Raw genomic sequence first — 14,540 nt, 5'->3', positions numbered from 1 at the left:
CCGGCAGCCTCTATTCGGGCCGCTTGTAGACCACGCCCATCACCGCGCTGTTCTCGTCGGTGGTGCACACGGCGGATCTTCCCTGCGGCCCGACCTTCAGGTTGACCGTGTAGACGCCGTCGCGCGGCGTGCTGCCCTTGTCGGCCGCGATGCTGCCCGGCGGCACCCTGAGTTCGCGCGCAGCCGCCGCCACGCAGTTCTTCGCGCTGGCCTCGGGCGCGCCGCCCACGCGGATGGCCGTGCTGTTGCACGCCGCCAGCAGCAGGCTGGCCATCGCCGCGCAGGCGAGTTGGATGGAGCTTCGCATCGTGGTCGTCATACCGGATTCCCTGTGTCTCGAGTGAACAGGTCCATTGGAGCCTCGCCGGCCGCCGGAGGTTGCAGGACAGACCCGGGCTATCCTGTCGGCACATGAATCGTCCGAGCCCTTCTTCTCGTTCATCGTCCTCTTCCTCGCGGCTGATCCGCTTCAACAAGCCTTATGGCGTGCTCAGCCAGTTCACGCCCGAAGGCCGCTGGCGCGGCCTGAAGGAGTTCATCGACATCCCCGGCGTCTACGTCGCCGGCCGGCTCGACGCCGACAGCGAGGGCCTGCTGCTGCTCACCGACGACGGCAAGCTGCAGGCGCACATCGCCGACCCGCGCTTCAAGATGGAGAAGATCTACTGGGTGCAGGTCGAAGGCGAGCCGACCGAAGAGGTGCTCGCCGCCCTGCGCTCGGGCGTGCAGCTCAACGACGGCCCCACTCGCCCGGCTCGCGCCCGGCTGCTCGATCCGCCCCCCGAAGTGTGGGAACGGCAGCCGCCCATCCGCGAGCGCAAGAGCATTCCCACAGCGTGGATCGAACTGGGCATCCGCGAGGGCCGCAACCGGCAGGTGCGGCGCATGACGGCGGCCGTGGGGCTGCCAACGCTGCGGCTGATCCGCGCCGCAATCGGGCCGCATACGCTCGAAGGACTGGCGCCGGGAACCTGGCGCGAATAGCGCGGCCCTCCCCTCATCCAACCGAACCACTGCCTTTTTCTCAATGAAGCACATACCCGCTCCTCCTCGCGACTTCGCCGCTTTCGCCCTGAACCGCCGCAGCGCCGTCCTCGGCACCGTCGGCCTCCTCGCCACGATGCATGCCGGCGCTGCGACCCAGGCCAAGGCGAAGAAGCAACCGGCGGCGGCACCCGACGTGTGGCCCCACGCATCGCAGGTGCCGGGCGGCGTGGCCCGCCTGTCGCTGGGCCCGTCGGCCAAGCGGCCCCAGGCCTTCTCGGGCGACATCCCCGTGCTGGTGCTCGGCGACACCATCGAATGGACCGCCGTCGTCGGCATTCCCCTCACGACGGAACCCGGCGAAGCCCGCATCACGGTGCGCACCGAAGGCAAGCCCGAACGCCAGATCGCCTACACGGTCGCCCCGAAGCAATACCGCGAACAGCGCCTCACCGTGGCTCCGCGCACCGTCGACCTCTCGCCTGAGGACGAGGCCCGCTACGTCAAGGAGCGCGAGCACCTCGCCGTGGTGACGGCCACCCTCACCGACATGCGCCCCGACACCGTGCTGAAGATGCGCGTACCGGTGCCCGGCCGCCGCTCCAGCTCCTTCGGCCTGCGCCGCGTGTTCAACGGCCAGTCGCGCAATCCGCACAGCGGCATGGACATCGCCGCCGGCACCGGCACGCCGGTGCTCGCGCCAATGCCCGGCAAGGTGATCGATACGGGCGACTATTTCTTCAACGGCGGCACCGTCTGGCTAGACCACGGCGGCGGCCTGCTGACGATGTACTGCCACCTCAGCCGCATCGACGTGAAGGTGGGCGACGTGATGAAGACCGGCGAGCAGCTCGCCGGCGTGGGCGCGACCGGGCGGGTGACGGGGCCGCACCTGCACTGGTCGGTGATGCTGAACCGGGCGATGGTGGATCCGGCGTTGTTCATTGCGGCCTGACACGGAACCGCCGCGACGATGTCCGCCGCCCCCGCTTTCACCGAAGCCTGCCTCGCCACGTCGATCCGTCCCGGCAGCCGGCGAGACATCCTTGCGCTGCTCAACGAGCGCCTGCACCCTGCGCTGCAGGCCATCGTCGCGGCCGAGGTCGCCTCGGGAAATCGCGTCTGCGACGCCGGCACCGACTGGCCCGACACCGGTTCCGTGCACATCACGCTCGACAGGCACTTCGACAACCGCCACGCCAGCGCAGAGGCCGTCTTCAGCCCCTGCGACGACCCGCACTACTGGCATGCGGACTACAGCACCGTGGACAAGCCCCGGCACCTGCTGATCTGCTGACTGGCTGGCTGACCGACCAGCCTCGCGGTCTGAGGGCCCTGGAGCAGCCAAACATTACACTCGGCTCCATGCGCCCCTCCGAAGCCCTGTCGCTGCATCGTGATCGCATCCGCGAGATCGCATTGAGCCATCACGTCAGCAGCGTGCGAGTGTTCGGTTCAGCATTGCGCGGCGAGGACAGCGCCGACAGCGACCTCGATCTACTGGTGGAACCCACGGCGCAAACCACGCTCATGGACATCGGGGCCATCAGGCATGAGCTGAAGAGCCTGCTGGGCATGGAAGTGGACGTACTCACGCCCAACGGCCTGCCTCCCAAGTTTCGCGATCAGGTGCTGCGCGAGGCTGTGCCGGTATGAGCCGAAGAGATCCGCAACGGGTGGCGGATTATCTAGGTCACATCCTGCAAGCGATCGACAGCATCCGCGACTACACGAGCGGCGCTACAGCCGACAGTTATCTGGCCGATCGCAAGACCCAGGACGCGGTGGTGCGCAACCTGGAAGTCATCGGCGAAGCCAGCAACAACATCGTGAAGCATCACGCGGAATTCGCGGCGGCCCACTCCGCTGTTCCATGGCGCTTCGCCTACGAGATGCGCAACGCGCTTTCCCACGGCTACTTCACCATCGATCACACCCTTGTCTGGCAAACCGTCCAGCACGATTTGCCGTCGCTTCGCGAGCAGATCGTGCGGCTGTTGAAAAACTGAGCCCCCGTGCCCCTGGTTGGCGTGGGGACGCCGGGTATCAGATCGGCTTGGTCAGATACACCGCCTCCCGCCCCACGATCGTGCGCTGCGCTGGCATGAAGATCGTGCAGTCATCGCACAGCGCACGAATCTCCTCCTCGCCGTTGGTCGCGATCAGTTCGCCCTTGGCGAAGGTCTCGAAGCCGATCAGCGGGCGCACGAAGGCGAAGTCCGGCGACTTGATGACGTAGGTCTGCAACAGCTGGAAGCGGCGCTGCGGCTCGAGCGGCGGGCTCGCCGGGTCCTTGTCGACGAGGCCGAAGTAGGCGAGGAAGTCGTAGGTGACGGCAGTGGCCAGGTCGGAGGCCGAGCGCAGGAAGTGCTGGCCGCACTCGACCACCATCGCCACGCCCTTGCCGTCGGGGCCGCCGTGGCTGCCGTACTGGATGAGCGGCGTGCCCGAGCCCAGGCCGTCGGGCATCACGAGGTGCACCGAGGGGCGGCCGATGGCCTGCGCGACCTTGGCGTTGCGCTCGAAGGCCGGGTACACCCAGAACGGCACGACGGGCTGGCTGGTCGAGTGGATGTCGAGGATGTGGTCGGCCGCCTCCACCACCGGGCGCAGGATGCGCGCGCGGCTCAGCTCGGGGCTGTCTTCGGTGCCGTCGAGCCATTCGGGCGACCAGATGCGGTTGAGGTTGTGCACGAGCTGCCGGCTGTCGAAAGGCAGCGCCTCGTTGAAGGATTCGTACGCGGCCACGTTGGCGAAGCTCACGGTGAGCGTGCCGATCTTCGGGCGCACGTTGTTGTCGAGCAGGTGGGTGGCCGCCGTCATGCCGCAAATCTCGTTGCCGTGCGTGAGCGCGTTGATCAGCACGTGCGGGCCGGGCTTGCCGGACTCGAAGCGGTGCACGTAGTCGACGCCTACGTTGCCCTTGCGGTAGGCGGAGAGGTCGCGGGGAAGGACTTCGAGGGCGGGAGGAGCTTGGGTCATGGGGCGGATGGATGATGAAAGCGAAGCAGCCGGCCAGTTTGCTACAGGGCGCGCATTCGCGCCCGCGCTCGTTGCAACACCGGGCCGCGCCGCTCAACCTTCATCGGCGGCTCATCGCACCTGCTGGTAGTCCACCGGCACCCAGACGTAGCCCTTGCCCTCGGCCCGCACGTGGCCCAGCCCCGGGAACGGCAGGTGTGCGCTGCCGACCAGGTAGCGGCCCTTGGCGGCATCGGCGTATGCCTTCTTGCGCTCGGCCGCCGCGGGCTTGGAGTCGACGTCGAACGAAATGGTGATCTGCGGCTGCGCGAACTGCACCGCCGCCACGTGCATCAGGTCGCCCCACAGCACCAGCTTCTGGCCCTTGGACTCGACGACGTAGATGTTGTGGCCGGGCGTGTGGCCGTGGGCGGGCACGGCCTTGATACCGGGGGCCAGCTCGGTGCCGCCCTTCATGCCCTTGAACTTGCCGGCTTCCACGTACGGGTTGAGCGAGGCCATCGCGCCCTGGAAGAAGCCCTTCATCTCGGCCGAGGCCTTCTCCAGGTTGGCCTTGTTCAGCCAGAAGTCGGCGTCTTCCTGCCCGGCGTGGATGGTGGCGTTGGGAAAGACCAGCTTGCCGTCCTGCACCAGTCCGCCGACGTGGTCGCCGTGCATGTGGGTGATGAGCACGTCGTCGACCTGCTCCGGCTGGTAGCCGGCGGCTTTGAGGTTGGCCTGCAGGTTGCCAAGCGTGGGGCCGAAGAGGCCGCCGGCGCCGGTGTCGACCAGCACCAGCTTGCTGCCGGTGTTGATGAGGTAGCCATTCACCGAGGTGGGCACGGCGTCCTTCTCGAAGCCGCGGTCGAGCAGCTTGCCGACCTGTGCCTGGGTGGTGTTGGTGAGCAGCTTCTTGGGCTCGAGGTCGAGGGTGCCGTCGAAGAGCGCCGTCACCTCGAAGTCGCCGAGCATCATCCGGTAGAAGCCCGGCGCCTGGGTCTTGACCTGCGGCGCGCCGGCCAGCGCCGTGGAAGAAAACAAAAGCATCAGCAGGCTGCCGGCCATCGCGGCGATGCCCTGGCGCAGCCAGCGAGCGGGTGTTGTTGTCATGGTTCGGCTCCTCGGTGGTTTGAAGGGGCGCCGAGAATAGCCGAGGCAGGCTGGCCTTGCAGCGTGCCCGCCTACCGACTGCCTACCAGTTGACCTCGCGCTCCGGCGTCGCCGAGATGTGATGGATCGACAGGTCGGCGCCGTCGTACTCCTCTTCCTGCGACAGCCGCAGCCCCGCCACCGCCTTGAGCGCGCCGTACACCGCCGCGCCCGCCAGCGCGGCCCAGGCCACGCCCATCACCGTGCCGATGAGCTGCGCCCACACGTTCACGCCGCCGATGCCGCCCAGCGCCTGCGTGCCGAAGATGCCCGCCGCGATGCCGCCCCAAGTGCCGCACAGCCCGTGCAGCGGCCACACACCCAGCACGTCGTCGATCTTCCACCTGTTCTGCGTGAGCGTGAACAGCTTGACGAAGATGCCGCCCGCCACGCCCCCTACCACCAGCGCGCCCAGCGGGTGCATCAGGTCGGAGCCGGCGCACACCGCCACCAGGCCGGCGAGCGGGCCGTTGTAGACGAAGCCGGGGTCGTTCTTGCCCATGGCCAGCGCCACCAGCGTGCCGCCGACCATCGCCATCAGCGAGTTGACGGCCACCAGGCCGGAGATCTTGTCGATGCTCTGCGCGCTCATCACGTTGAAGCCGAACCAGCCCACGCACAGCACCCAGGCGCCCAGCGCCAGGAACGGGATGTTCGACGGCGGATGCGCGCTCAGCGAGCCGTCGCCCCGGTAGCGGTTGCGCCGCGCGCCCAGCAGCAGCACCGCCGGCAGCGCCAGCCAGCCGCCGACCGCGTGCACCACCACCGAGCCCGCGAAGTCATGGAACTCGTGGCCGGTGAGCGAGGCGATCCAGCCCTGGATGCCGAAATGCTTGTTCCAGGCGATGCCCTCGAAGAGCGGATAGACGAAGCCGACGATCACCGCCGTGGCAATGAGCTGCGGCCAGAACTTGGCCCGCTCGGCGATGCCGCCCGAGATGATGGCCGGAATGGCCGCCGCGAATGTCAGCAGGAAGAAGAACTTCACCAGCTCGTAGCCGCTCTTTGCCGACAGTTCGGTGGCGCTCACGAAGAAATGCGTGCCGTAGGCCACGCCGTAGCCGACCAGGAAATACACGATGGTCGAGACCGAGAAGTCGACCAGGATCTTCACCAGCGCATTGACCTGGTTCTTCTTGCGCACGGTGCCCAGTTCCAGAAAGGCAAAGCCGGCGTGCATGGCCAGGACCATGATGGCGCCGAGAAGGATGAACAGCGCGTCTGCGCCCTGTTTGAGTGCGTCCATTGGAGCTTGTTGCGGGTTTTTGGTTTGAATTGGTGCGTCGCACCGGAATCAACCAGCGCGACCGGCCAATGAAGCAAAAATGGTGCCTATAGGCTCTTCGATGGTGCGACATGAACCAATAGCGGGCCGATCAAGCCCCGCCACGCACCGCTTCAGCCCGCGCCGACGCCTGTCCGCAGCGCGTCCCTGTATCGCCGGCTGCAGGGCACGGTGGTGCCGTCATGCATGTGCAGCCGGGCGTCGCCGCCGTCCAGCGGCTCGATCTCCTTGATGCGCCCCAGGTTCACCGCATGGCTGCGGTGCACGCGCACGAAGAGCGCGGGGTCGAGCTGGGTCAGGAAGTCGGTCAGCGTGGATCGCAGCAGGTAGTCGTGCCCGTTGACGTGCAGGCCGACGTAGTTGCCCTCGGCCTGGAGCCAGTCGATGTTGGTGGCGGCGATGAGGAATTCGCGGCGCAGCTTGCGGACCAGGAAGCGCTCGGGGCGCGATGGCGGCGGCGCAGGAAGCGCTTCTGCGGCCGGGGGTTCAAATCCCCCCGCCTCCGCCGAGTTCGGGCCCGAGGCAACAGCCGGCGCGGCCACCGCCCCATCCTCCGGCACGTCCAACACTCGCGCCTCCCCCTGCAACCGCAGCAGGAACAGCCGATACGCCCAGATGCCGAAGACGATGCTCACGTACACCCGCACGTCCTTGAGGTACTCGTACCCCCACTGGCTCACCCAGCCCCCGAAGTCGTAGCGTTCGCCCGCCATGGCGTACACCAGCGCCCGCAGCCCGAACATGCCCACCACGTGGACCACGCTGAACGCCAAGCTCGCCACCGCATGCCAGGCAAGGAAGCGCAGCAGGTGTGTGCGCACCAGCGGCGACAGCCGGCGTTCCACCATCGCCAGCGCCGGCACCAGGAGCAGCAGCATCAGGTGGCTGGACACCTCCCACGTCGCGACCTCCCAGTTGGGCCGGGGCACGGCGCGCGTGCGCATGTCGACGATTGCCACCATCGTGCTGAACACGGCCTGCAGCGTCAGCAGCACGATCCAGAAGGCCACCTCCAGCGGACGGCGGATCCGCGCGTAGCGTTCGTACAGGTTCTTGCGGGGGTCTCCCATGCGGGGAATTTTCGCGAAAAGGCCCCGGGGACGGCCGGTTCGGGCCGGATTTCGTCCCAACCGGCCACCGCTCGTCACAAAGCGGGGGCGATCCATCCCCTGGCCGCACCTCGCGGAAGCGGCCCGGCCGAGCATGGCGGCCTTCCCGCTTCGAGAACCCGCCCATGACCGCAGACCCCAATCCCGCAACCCCACCCGACCACCGCCGCCACGACATCGACGCCCTGCGCGCACTGGCCTTCCTCTTCGTCATCCTGTACCACGTGGGCATGTACTACGTGGCCGACTGGCCCTGGCACCTCAAGAGCCCGCACGCGGCCGAATGGCTGCAATGGCCGATGCGCGTCCTGAACCTGTGGCGCATGGACCTGGTCTTCCTGATCTCGGGCGTGTCCCTCGGCTTCCTGAGCCGGGGACAGGGCACCTGGGCCCTGCTGCGCAGCCGAGGCCTGCGGCTGATGCTGCCGCTGGCCTTCGGCATGGCGGTGGTCGTGCCCTACCAGGCCTACGCGCAGGGCGTGGCCAACGGGCTGGTCGCACCAGGCTTCGGCGCCTTCCTGCTGCGCTACCTGTCGATGGCGCAACCGTGGCCGAAGCAGGCCTTCGACGGCGCGGAGTTCGGCATCACCTGGAACCACCTCTGGTACCTGCCCTACCTGTTCACCTACACGGCGCTGATCGCGCTGACGCTGCCGCTGTGGAAATCCGCCGCCGGCCAACGGGTGCGCGGCGCCTTCAACGGCCTGCGCGGCTGGAAGCTGCTGCTGTTGCCGGTGCTGCCGCTGCTGGTCTTCACGATGCTGCTGGCCTCGCGCTTCCCGGCCACGCACAACCTGGTGCGCGACTTCCACCTGCACAGCCTCTACTTCACGATGTTCCTCTACGGCTACTGGATGGGCGTGGACACCGGCATATGGAAGGAGCTGGAGCGGCTGCGCCGCGTGTCGCTCGCGCTGGCCGTCGCGGTGATCGCGGCCTTCATCGCACTGCGCGCCGGCATGAAGAGCCCGCTGCCGGGGCTGCTGGTGGACACGCTGCGCATGCTCTACCTCTGGCTGGCGGTGGCGACCATCCTCGGCCACGGCCATCGCCACCTGAACCGCCCCTGGCCCTGGCTGCGCTGGGCGAACGAGTCGGTGTACCCGTGGTACGTGCTGCACCAGACGCTGATCATCGTCGGCGTGACGCTGCTGGCGCCGCTCGCGCTCGGACCGGTCGTCGAACCCGCGCTGCTCATCGCGCTGACGCTGCTGGGCTGCTGGCTCCTGACGGACGGGCTGATCCGCCGCACCAACCTGCTGCGGCCACTCTTCGGACTCAAGCTCAGGCGGCGGGCTCCGGCTTCTTCGGCGGCACGGGGGCAGGCTCTTCCACAGGAACCAGGATGGCGTTCCCCGTCGCCACGAGCTTGAGCGAATCGGCACTGTCGCCCTGCGTATAGAGCTCTGCGGCCGCGAATACCTGCTTGCGCCCGGCCTTCACAACGCGCCCGCGTGCGACGAACGCGCGGCCGATGGCGGGCGAGATGCAGTTCACCGAGAAATGCGAAGCCAGCACACGGCCCGCCACGGTGGCGGCCGCGTAGCCGCTCACGGTGTCGAGCATCGCGCCGATCATCCCGGCGTGCAGGAAGCCGGCGTACTGGCCCATGTCCTCCTCGCGCCAGTCCATGCGCAGTTCGGCTTCGCCGTTGGCGGCGCTGGTCACTTCGAAGCCGGCCCATCGGTTGAAGGCGGCGGTCCTGTTGATGGCCTGGATGGTGTCGAGCATGGCTGCGTGTCCTTGTCCTGGGTTGCGGGAAAGACGATGCGGCCACTCTATGAAGCGCGCCCTGCATCCGCCGTCGCGCGCGCGACCGGAAACGCCGCGGCGGTTGCGTTGGCGACAGCACCGAGAGGCAGGCGAACTTTTTTTGGCGATGCCTTAACCCCGTTCGCCGGGGCCGTCCGTATGAGCCGGGGTCATTCATCAATTCCGCTCCAGAGGCACCCCATGAAAACATCGACTTCCGCCCTCCTCCGCGCCACCGCCGGTGCCGCTGTGCTGCTGGTCCTGAGCCTCAGCGCCCAGGGGCAGGCAGCAACGCAGCAGGCCGTGGCGGCCGATTCGCGCATCACGCAGGTCAAGGTCTACCCCGGCAGCGCCACCGTGGAGCGCGTGGCGCGCGTCTCGGCCGGCGCGCGCTCGGTCACCTTCGCCTGCCTGCCTGCGGGGCTGGACGTGCAGAGCCTGCAGGTGTCGGCCGATGCCTCGGTACGCATCGGCGAGACCTCCGTGCTCAGCGAGCAGCGCGAGCTCTCCGCACGCTGCTCGACCAGCCCGCTCGACGGCCGCATCCGCGAGCTCGAAGACCAGAAGGCCGCCCTGCAGGCCGAGAACGACGCGCTGGGCATGGTCACCGGCTACCTCAAGGGCCTGGCCGGCGGCGGCGATGCCAATTCAGGCGCCCGCGCACCGATGGACGCGCGCAACCTCGTCGCGACGACCGAGGCCATGCGCCGCACCGGGCAGGACTCGCTGCTCAAGCAGCACCAGATCCAGCGCAAGCAGGCCGAGATCGACCGCCAGCTCAACCCGCTGCTGGCCGAGCGCACCCGCACCCAGGGCAACGGCGGACAGGTGACCGCCGTCACGGTGACGCTGGCCGCCGGCGCCGACGCCGATGTGAAGCTCAGCTACCAGGTCGCCGGCCCCGGCTGGACGCCCACCTACCGCGCGCTGCTCGACACCGCCACGCGCAAGGTGCGCATCGAACGCCAGGCGCTGGTGGCGCAGGCCACGGGCGAGGACTGGCGCGGCGTGAAGCTGGTGCTTTCCACCGGCCAGCCGCGCCGTGAAACCACGGGCCGCCTGCCGACGGCATGGCGCATCGGCATCGAGCCGCCGCCGCGCCCGGCGGCCGAGATGGCCTTCCCCGCGGCACCGGCGGCAGCCATGGCGCCGTCCCCCATCATGGCCAGCAAGTCCATGGACAGCCGCGAGCGCCGGGTGGCGGAGCCGGTGTTCGACGTCAGCGTGTTCGACAGCAGCTTCGCCACCGAGTTTTCAGTGCCGCAGGCCATCGACGTGCCCTCCAACGGCCAGCGCGTGACCATGGCGCTGGGCCAGCACGAAGACACGGCCAGGCTGGCAGCCCGCACCAGCCCGCGCGTCGACGCCAGCGCCTTCCTCGTCGCCGAACTCGACCAGCCCGCCGGCGTGTGGCCCGCCGGCCCGATGCAGCTGTACCGCGATGGCGCCTTCGTCGGCAGCGGCCGCTGGACCGCGCCCACCGACGCGCGCCTGACGCTCTCCTTCGGCCGCGACGAACTGGTGCGCGTGCAGGCCGAGCCCGAGCGCGACAACCAGGGCACCGGCGGCTTCGCCGGCTCGCGCGCCGAGCGCAAGGTGCAGCGCGCCTACGTGGTCGAGAACCGCCACCGCACGCCGATCGCGGTGCAGGTGCTCGAAGCCGCGCCGGTCTCGGTCGACGAGAAGGTGCGCGTGGCCTCGGAGTTCTTGCCGCAGCCCGCCGAGCTGGCGTGGAACAAGCAGCCCGGCCTGGCGATGTGGCAGCTCGACCTCGCTGCCGGCCAGACCGCGCGCGTGACGGCCGACTACACCATCGGCTATCCGAAGGACGCGCGCCTGCAGATGCGCTGAGCGGCGCGCGGGCCGGCATCCCGAAGAGGCTGTCGGCATGCATCTCCTCGGCTCTCCTCAGCCAGCTGTCAGGCCCGCATGGCATCGTCCTGCGCTGAAAAGACAGAGATGGACAGCTTTTTCAGTGGAGAGAACAACGTGAGATGGTTCCATCGGCGTGATGCACTGGTACTTTCCGCCGCGTGCGCCGCAACCGCCCTGCTGGCCGCGTCGGGTTGCGGGCAGTCGGGGGACACACCCGCGGCCGTCCCGGCGACGCCGCCCCAGCCGGGCAGCATCGAGATCACGCAGGCCGACATCGACTGGTTCCGCCGCAGCCATGCCGAGTGGGTCGGCTGCGAATCGGGCGCGCCCGCCATCGTGCCGCCCGACATGACGCTCGAGCAGTTCGGCGACGTGCTCGACGGCGGCAGCTCGCCGGTCTTCGACCGCTTCGTGGACGTGGCCGCCGCCTTCTTCCTGCACGCGAGCTTCGTGGCCGGGCACTACGCCTTCCAGCCGCCCTTCGAGAAGCGCACGGCCTTCGACGTGACGGCCGAACACATCCGCCTGCTGCAGCACGCCAACTGGAACAGCTTCATGATCGACTGCAAGCGCCCCTACGGCGACTTCACGCACTTCGAGATCGACATGGCCGACATCCTGGGCCTGCAGATCGCCAAGGACGCGAAGGGCCGCGCGCAGATCGGCATGGACGCGGAAAAGCGCATGAACGCACTGCACGCCGACATCCTGCCCACGCTGCAGGCGTACATCCGCTTCGCGCGGCTCAACCCGGGGCGCTACGTGGTGCCCGGGCGCGGCATTGCGCAGACGCGCGGAAGGCCGCTATGCAGGCCGGTGTCGGCCACGCGGCTGGCGATGTATCAGCGCGCGCTGCAGGCAGCCGGGCCTGGCTCCGGCTCGCGACGGGTCGCGGCGCTCGATGAGGCGGCTGCGGCGTTGTTCGCGCTGGACTGAGAGGCCCGCCCGGGGAGCTCGGCGCTCAACCTTCCTGCGAAGGCTGCGCCTCGGGCTTCGGCTTGCCCTTCTGCTTGCGCGCAGCCTTCTTCGCGGCGCGTTCGGCGTCCGCGTGCTGGCCGTCCGCCAGCCACGCGGCGAACTCCTCGGGCGTCTCGAGCGTGATTCGCCCCAGGTTGCCGGCGCGGAACTCGTGCATCACGATCTCGGCGGCCTTCTGCAGGTTGACGCGGCCCTTGCCCAGCAGCGCGCCGCGCTTGCGGCCGATGGTGTCGAGCAGGGCCTCGTCCTTCATGCCGGCCATGGTCTCGGCGTCGAGCTCCACCAGCTTGAAGCGCGCGGCAATGCCGGCGGCGTAGTTCGACTTGAGGTAGCCGAGCAGTTCGAGCGCCACTTCTTCCTCGTCGAAGGCGTTGCGCCCGACAGCGCCGCTGGCCGCGAGGTTGTAGCCGCTCTTGGGCACGATGATGCGCGGCCACAGCATGCCGGGCGTGTCCCAAAGATAGAAGTCGTCGGCCAGCGTGATGCGCTGTTCGAGCTTGGTGATGCCGGCCTCGTCGCCGGTCTTGGCCTTGCGGCTGCCGGTGAGCGTGTTGATGAGGGTCGACTTGCCCACGTTGGGAATGCCGCAGATCAGCACCCGCATCGGCTTGGCCAGCCCGCCGCGGTTGGGCGAGAGCTCGTGGCAGGCCTTCACGATCTGCTGGGCCGGAGTGGTCTGGCTCGCGTCGAGGGGAATGGCGCGGGTGGCCGGCAACGCGTTGTAGTGCGCCAGCCAGAGCGCGGTGCGCTCGGGGTCGGCGAGGTCCTGCTTGTTGAGCACCTTCAGCGTGGGCCGGCCGGCCGTGAGTTCGGCCAGCATTGGGTTGGCGCTGGAGCCGGGCAGGCGTGCGTCGAGCAGCTCGATGACCACGTCGATGTCCTTCACCCGCTCGGTGATGGCCTTCTGGGTCGAATACATGTGACCGGGGAACCACTGGATCGCCATCGGTGGGGGCTTCTTTCTTTCGCGCTGTCTCTGTGTGTGGGGAATGGGGCCGCGCAGGGCCGGTGCGCATTGTGAACCGGGAACCTGAACGCAAGCTGGTTGCTACGCTTTCGATAGCTGCATGCGGGCATTCTGCCTTCGTTGCCGGATTGTTCGCTCCTAGAATCCCTTGGCTGGCCACAGACTGCGGCTCGACAGCGGTCCGGCAGCGATTCCAACAACCCCGAGGGAAATCCAACCATGTTCAAGCGCCTTGCCGCTGCCGCCCTGCTGGCAGCCACCGTCGTGCCCGCGTCCATCACCGTCGCCCACGCCCAGCGGCCCTCCCCGCCGCCCGGCCCGCTGGTCAGCGGCTTCCTGTGCTGCAACATGCGCACCTACGGCGACTCGATCAGCGACATCAACTACGACGAGCAGGGCACGAGCATCGTCCCCGTGGGCACCCCGGCGCGCATCACGGCCTACGACTTCCGCTGGTTCAGCCTCGACCTCGCCGGCAAGCCGCAGCGCATCAAGAACGACTACAGCCGCAACATCCCGCTGCCGACTTTCGCGCAACGCTACGTGGTGACGGCAGACCCGAAGCAGAAGCTGGCGACCTTCCCCGCGCCGGTGCGCGACGCCATCCTCGCCGGCAAGGTGATGCCCGGCATGACGCGCGAGCAGGTGCTGATGGCCATCGCCTACCCGGTGTCCAGCGAGAACCCCAGCCTCGACGCACCCGTGTGGCGCTACTGGCGCGACAGCTGGTCGGAGTTCCAGGTGCAGTTCGACGAGAAGGGCCTGGTGAAGACGGTGGTGGGCGACGCCGTTGCGCTGAGCCGCGTGTTCATCGCCACCCCTGCGACGGCGACTGCGCAGCCTTAAGTTCTCGCGCATTGCGCGTGTCCTGCACACACGCGCATTCCCTTAGAGTTTTTTGCGCCGCGCGGTCATTCATCGCCCCTATGATTTGAGCGAGTGCGGCGCCCGAGCGTCGGTCGAATCGAAACCCTTCATGGAGTTGCCAACGATGAAACCCGTCTCCGAACTGCTCAAGCGCCATGATTCCGCGGCATGGCGCACCTCCCCCGACACCAGCGTGTTCGACGCGCTTTCCATCCTGGCGCGCTTCGAGGTGGGCGCGCTGATGGTGATGGACGGCGAGAGGCTGGTGGGCTTCCTCTCCGAGCGCGACTACACCCGCAAGGTGGCGCTGCAGGGCAAGAACTCGAAGGAAATGAAGGTGCGCGAGATCATGACGCCCGACGTGATGACCGTCACCCCCCAGACCCGCACCCGCGCCTGCATGGCGCTCATGAGCCAGCGCAAGTTCCGCCACCTGCCGGTGGTCGACGGCGACAAGGTGGTCGGCATGATTTCCATCCAGGACCTGATGGACGACATCATCTCGGACCAGGAAGCCACCATCGAGCAGCTGACCACCTACATCCAGAGCTGAGCGGGCCCGCGGCGGCATCGCAGACCCTGCCCGGCGCGCGGGTAGGGAATAGACCTACGC

At 68.3% G+C, this 14,540-nt stretch carries 17 protein-coding genes; 10 read left to right on the top strand and 7 right to left on the bottom strand.

Annotated elements, in window-relative coordinates:
- Nucleotides 1-10: 10 nt before the first annotated feature.
- Nucleotides 11-319, bottom strand: coding sequence for a hypothetical protein (locus ACHMXA_RS13795; protein WP_176664906.1), 309 nt, complete (start codon nucleotides 317-319; stop codon nucleotides 11-13).
- 92 nt (nucleotides 320-411) lie between these two features.
- Between ACHMXA_RS13795 and ACHMXA_RS13790 the strand changes: the two genes are divergently transcribed.
- The 5 genes from ACHMXA_RS13790 (at nucleotide 412) to ACHMXA_RS13770 (ending at nucleotide 2,993) form a co-directional block, all read left to right on the top strand.
- The gene (locus ACHMXA_RS13790) at nucleotides 412-984 is read left to right on the top strand and encodes a pseudouridine synthase (protein WP_176664905.1); all 573 of its coding nucleotides are present in this window, start codon (nucleotides 412-414) and stop codon (nucleotides 982-984) included.
- Between the two features lie 43 nt (nucleotides 985-1,027).
- Complete coding sequence (locus tag ACHMXA_RS13785) at nucleotides 1,028-1,939, top strand: M23 family metallopeptidase (protein WP_176664904.1); 912 nt, start codon at nucleotides 1,028-1,030, stop codon at nucleotides 1,937-1,939.
- 18 nt (nucleotides 1,940-1,957) lie between these two features.
- Nucleotides 1,958-2,281: a hypothetical protein gene (locus tag ACHMXA_RS13780; protein WP_176664903.1), complete on the top strand. Its 324-nt coding sequence runs from the start codon at nucleotides 1,958-1,960 to the stop codon at nucleotides 2,279-2,281.
- A 68-nt stretch (nucleotides 2,282-2,349) separates the two neighbouring features.
- Entirely contained in the window at nucleotides 2,350-2,640 is a 291-nt protein-coding gene (locus tag ACHMXA_RS13775) for a nucleotidyltransferase family protein (RefSeq protein WP_176664902.1), read from the top strand.
- The gene (locus ACHMXA_RS13770; RefSeq protein ID WP_176664901.1) at nucleotides 2,637-2,993 is read left to right on the top strand and encodes a DUF86 domain-containing protein; all 357 of its coding nucleotides are present in this window, start codon (nucleotides 2,637-2,639) and stop codon (nucleotides 2,991-2,993) included. The genes ACHMXA_RS13775 and ACHMXA_RS13770 overlap by 4 nt, the downstream gene beginning before the upstream one ends.
- Nucleotides 2,994-3,030: 37 nt before the next feature.
- On the opposite strand, the gene ACHMXA_RS13765 is transcribed toward ACHMXA_RS13770, so the two are convergent.
- The 4 genes from ACHMXA_RS13765 to ACHMXA_RS13750 all read right to left on the bottom strand — a co-directional run bounded on the left by ACHMXA_RS13765 (nucleotide 3,031) and on the right by ACHMXA_RS13750 (nucleotide 7,449).
- The gene (locus ACHMXA_RS13765) at nucleotides 3,031-3,966 is read right to left on the bottom strand and encodes a succinylglutamate desuccinylase/aspartoacylase family protein (protein WP_395320990.1); all 936 of its coding nucleotides are present in this window, start codon (nucleotides 3,964-3,966) and stop codon (nucleotides 3,031-3,033) included.
- Nucleotides 3,967-4,077: 111 nt separating this feature from the next.
- Nucleotides 4,078-5,055, bottom strand: a complete 978-nt coding sequence (locus tag ACHMXA_RS13760) for an MBL fold metallo-hydrolase (RefSeq protein WP_395320988.1) — start codon at nucleotides 5,053-5,055, stop codon at nucleotides 4,078-4,080.
- 82 nt (nucleotides 5,056-5,137) lie between these two features.
- Complete coding sequence (locus ACHMXA_RS13755) at nucleotides 5,138-6,340, bottom strand: ammonium transporter (protein ID WP_395320986.1); 1,203 nt, start codon at nucleotides 6,338-6,340, stop codon at nucleotides 5,138-5,140.
- 152 nt (nucleotides 6,341-6,492) lie between these two features.
- Nucleotides 6,493-7,449 carry a LytTR family DNA-binding domain-containing protein gene (locus ACHMXA_RS13750; protein ID WP_176664897.1) on the bottom strand — a complete coding sequence of 319 codons (957 nt, stop codon included), beginning with the start codon at nucleotides 7,447-7,449 and terminating at the stop codon, nucleotides 6,493-6,495.
- 164 nt (nucleotides 7,450-7,613) lie between these two features.
- On the opposite strand from ACHMXA_RS13750, the gene ACHMXA_RS13745 reads away from it, so the two are divergent.
- On the top strand, nucleotides 7,614-8,861 hold the full coding sequence (locus ACHMXA_RS13745) for an acyltransferase family protein (RefSeq protein WP_176664896.1): 1,248 nt from the start codon (nucleotides 7,614-7,616) through the stop codon (nucleotides 8,859-8,861).
- Here the strand turns inward: ACHMXA_RS13745 and ACHMXA_RS13740 are convergent.
- On the bottom strand, nucleotides 8,773-9,219 hold the full coding sequence (locus tag ACHMXA_RS13740; RefSeq protein WP_176664895.1) for a PaaI family thioesterase: 447 nt from the start codon (nucleotides 9,217-9,219) through the stop codon (nucleotides 8,773-8,775). The genes ACHMXA_RS13745 and ACHMXA_RS13740 overlap by 89 nt on opposite strands.
- A gap of 222 nt (nucleotides 9,220-9,441) precedes the next feature.
- On the opposite strand from ACHMXA_RS13740, the gene ACHMXA_RS13735 reads away from it, so the two are divergent.
- Both ACHMXA_RS13735 and ACHMXA_RS13730 read left to right on the top strand, forming a co-directional pair.
- A complete protein-coding gene (locus tag ACHMXA_RS13735; protein WP_176664894.1) occupies nucleotides 9,442-11,091 on the top strand; it encodes a DUF4139 domain-containing protein in 1,650 nt (549 codons plus the stop codon).
- A 138-nt stretch (nucleotides 11,092-11,229) separates the two neighbouring features.
- The gene (locus ACHMXA_RS13730; RefSeq protein ID WP_176664893.1) at nucleotides 11,230-12,051 is read left to right on the top strand and encodes a hypothetical protein; all 822 of its coding nucleotides are present in this window, start codon (nucleotides 11,230-11,232) and stop codon (nucleotides 12,049-12,051) included.
- Between the two features lie 25 nt (nucleotides 12,052-12,076).
- On the opposite strand, the gene ylqF is transcribed toward ACHMXA_RS13730, so the two are convergent.
- The gene (gene ylqF, locus ACHMXA_RS13725; RefSeq protein ID WP_395320983.1) at nucleotides 12,077-13,039 is read right to left on the bottom strand and encodes a ribosome biogenesis GTPase YlqF; all 963 of its coding nucleotides are present in this window, start codon (nucleotides 13,037-13,039) and stop codon (nucleotides 12,077-12,079) included.
- Nucleotides 13,040-13,279: 240 nt separating this feature from the next.
- Between ylqF and ACHMXA_RS13720 the strand changes: the two genes are divergently transcribed.
- Entirely contained in the window at nucleotides 13,280-13,906 is a 627-nt protein-coding gene (locus ACHMXA_RS13720; RefSeq protein WP_176664891.1) for a cell envelope protein SmpA, read from the top strand.
- A gap of 145 nt (nucleotides 13,907-14,051) precedes the next feature.
- Nucleotides 14,052-14,480: a CBS domain-containing protein gene (locus tag ACHMXA_RS13715; protein ID WP_176664890.1), complete on the top strand. Its 429-nt coding sequence runs from the start codon at nucleotides 14,052-14,054 to the stop codon at nucleotides 14,478-14,480.
- Nucleotides 14,481-14,540 lie beyond the last annotated feature (60 nt).

The organism is Variovorax sp. UC74_104 (assembly GCF_044055375.1).
Classification (GTDB): Bacteria; Pseudomonadota; Gammaproteobacteria; order Burkholderiales; family Burkholderiaceae_C; genus Variovorax.
This window is presented reverse-complemented; position numbering and strand designations above follow the sequence as displayed.

Coding starts and splice junctions, on each gene's coding strand:
- ACHMXA_RS13765 (WP_395320990.1), bottom strand. CDS start 3,966: ATGACCCAAGCTCCTCCCGCCCTCGAAGTCCTTCCCCGCGACCTCTCC.
- ACHMXA_RS13745 (WP_176664896.1), top strand. CDS start 7,614: ATGACCGCAGACCCCAATCCCGCAACCCCACCCGACCACCGCCGCCAC.
- ACHMXA_RS13795 (WP_176664906.1), bottom strand. CDS start 319: ATGACGACCACGATGCGAAGCTCCATCCAACTCGCCTGCGCGGCGATG.
- ACHMXA_RS13790 (WP_176664905.1), top strand. CDS start 412: ATGAATCGTCCGAGCCCTTCTTCTCGTTCATCGTCCTCTTCCTCGCGG.
- ylqF (WP_395320983.1), bottom strand. CDS start 13,039: ATGGCGATCCAGTGGTTCCCCGGTCACATGTATTCGACCCAGAAGGCC.
- ACHMXA_RS13785 (WP_176664904.1), top strand. CDS start 1,028: ATGAAGCACATACCCGCTCCTCCTCGCGACTTCGCCGCTTTCGCCCTG.
- ACHMXA_RS13780 (WP_176664903.1), top strand. CDS start 1,958: ATGTCCGCCGCCCCCGCTTTCACCGAAGCCTGCCTCGCCACGTCGATC.
- ACHMXA_RS13755 (WP_395320986.1), bottom strand. CDS start 6,340: ATGGACGCACTCAAACAGGGCGCAGACGCGCTGTTCATCCTTCTCGGC.
- ACHMXA_RS13735 (WP_176664894.1), top strand. CDS start 9,442: ATGAAAACATCGACTTCCGCCCTCCTCCGCGCCACCGCCGGTGCCGCT.
- ACHMXA_RS13760 (WP_395320988.1), bottom strand. CDS start 5,055: ATGACAACAACACCCGCTCGCTGGCTGCGCCAGGGCATCGCCGCGATG.
- ACHMXA_RS13750 (WP_176664897.1), bottom strand. CDS start 7,449: ATGGGAGACCCCCGCAAGAACCTGTACGAACGCTACGCGCGGATCCGC.
- ACHMXA_RS13740 (WP_176664895.1), bottom strand. CDS start 9,219: ATGCTCGACACCATCCAGGCCATCAACAGGACCGCCGCCTTCAACCGA.
- ACHMXA_RS13775 (WP_176664902.1), top strand. CDS start 2,350: ATGCGCCCCTCCGAAGCCCTGTCGCTGCATCGTGATCGCATCCGCGAG.
- ACHMXA_RS13715 (WP_176664890.1), top strand. CDS start 14,052: ATGAAACCCGTCTCCGAACTGCTCAAGCGCCATGATTCCGCGGCATGG.
- ACHMXA_RS13720 (WP_176664891.1), top strand. CDS start 13,280: ATGTTCAAGCGCCTTGCCGCTGCCGCCCTGCTGGCAGCCACCGTCGTG.
- ACHMXA_RS13770 (WP_176664901.1), top strand. CDS start 2,637: ATGAGCCGAAGAGATCCGCAACGGGTGGCGGATTATCTAGGTCACATC.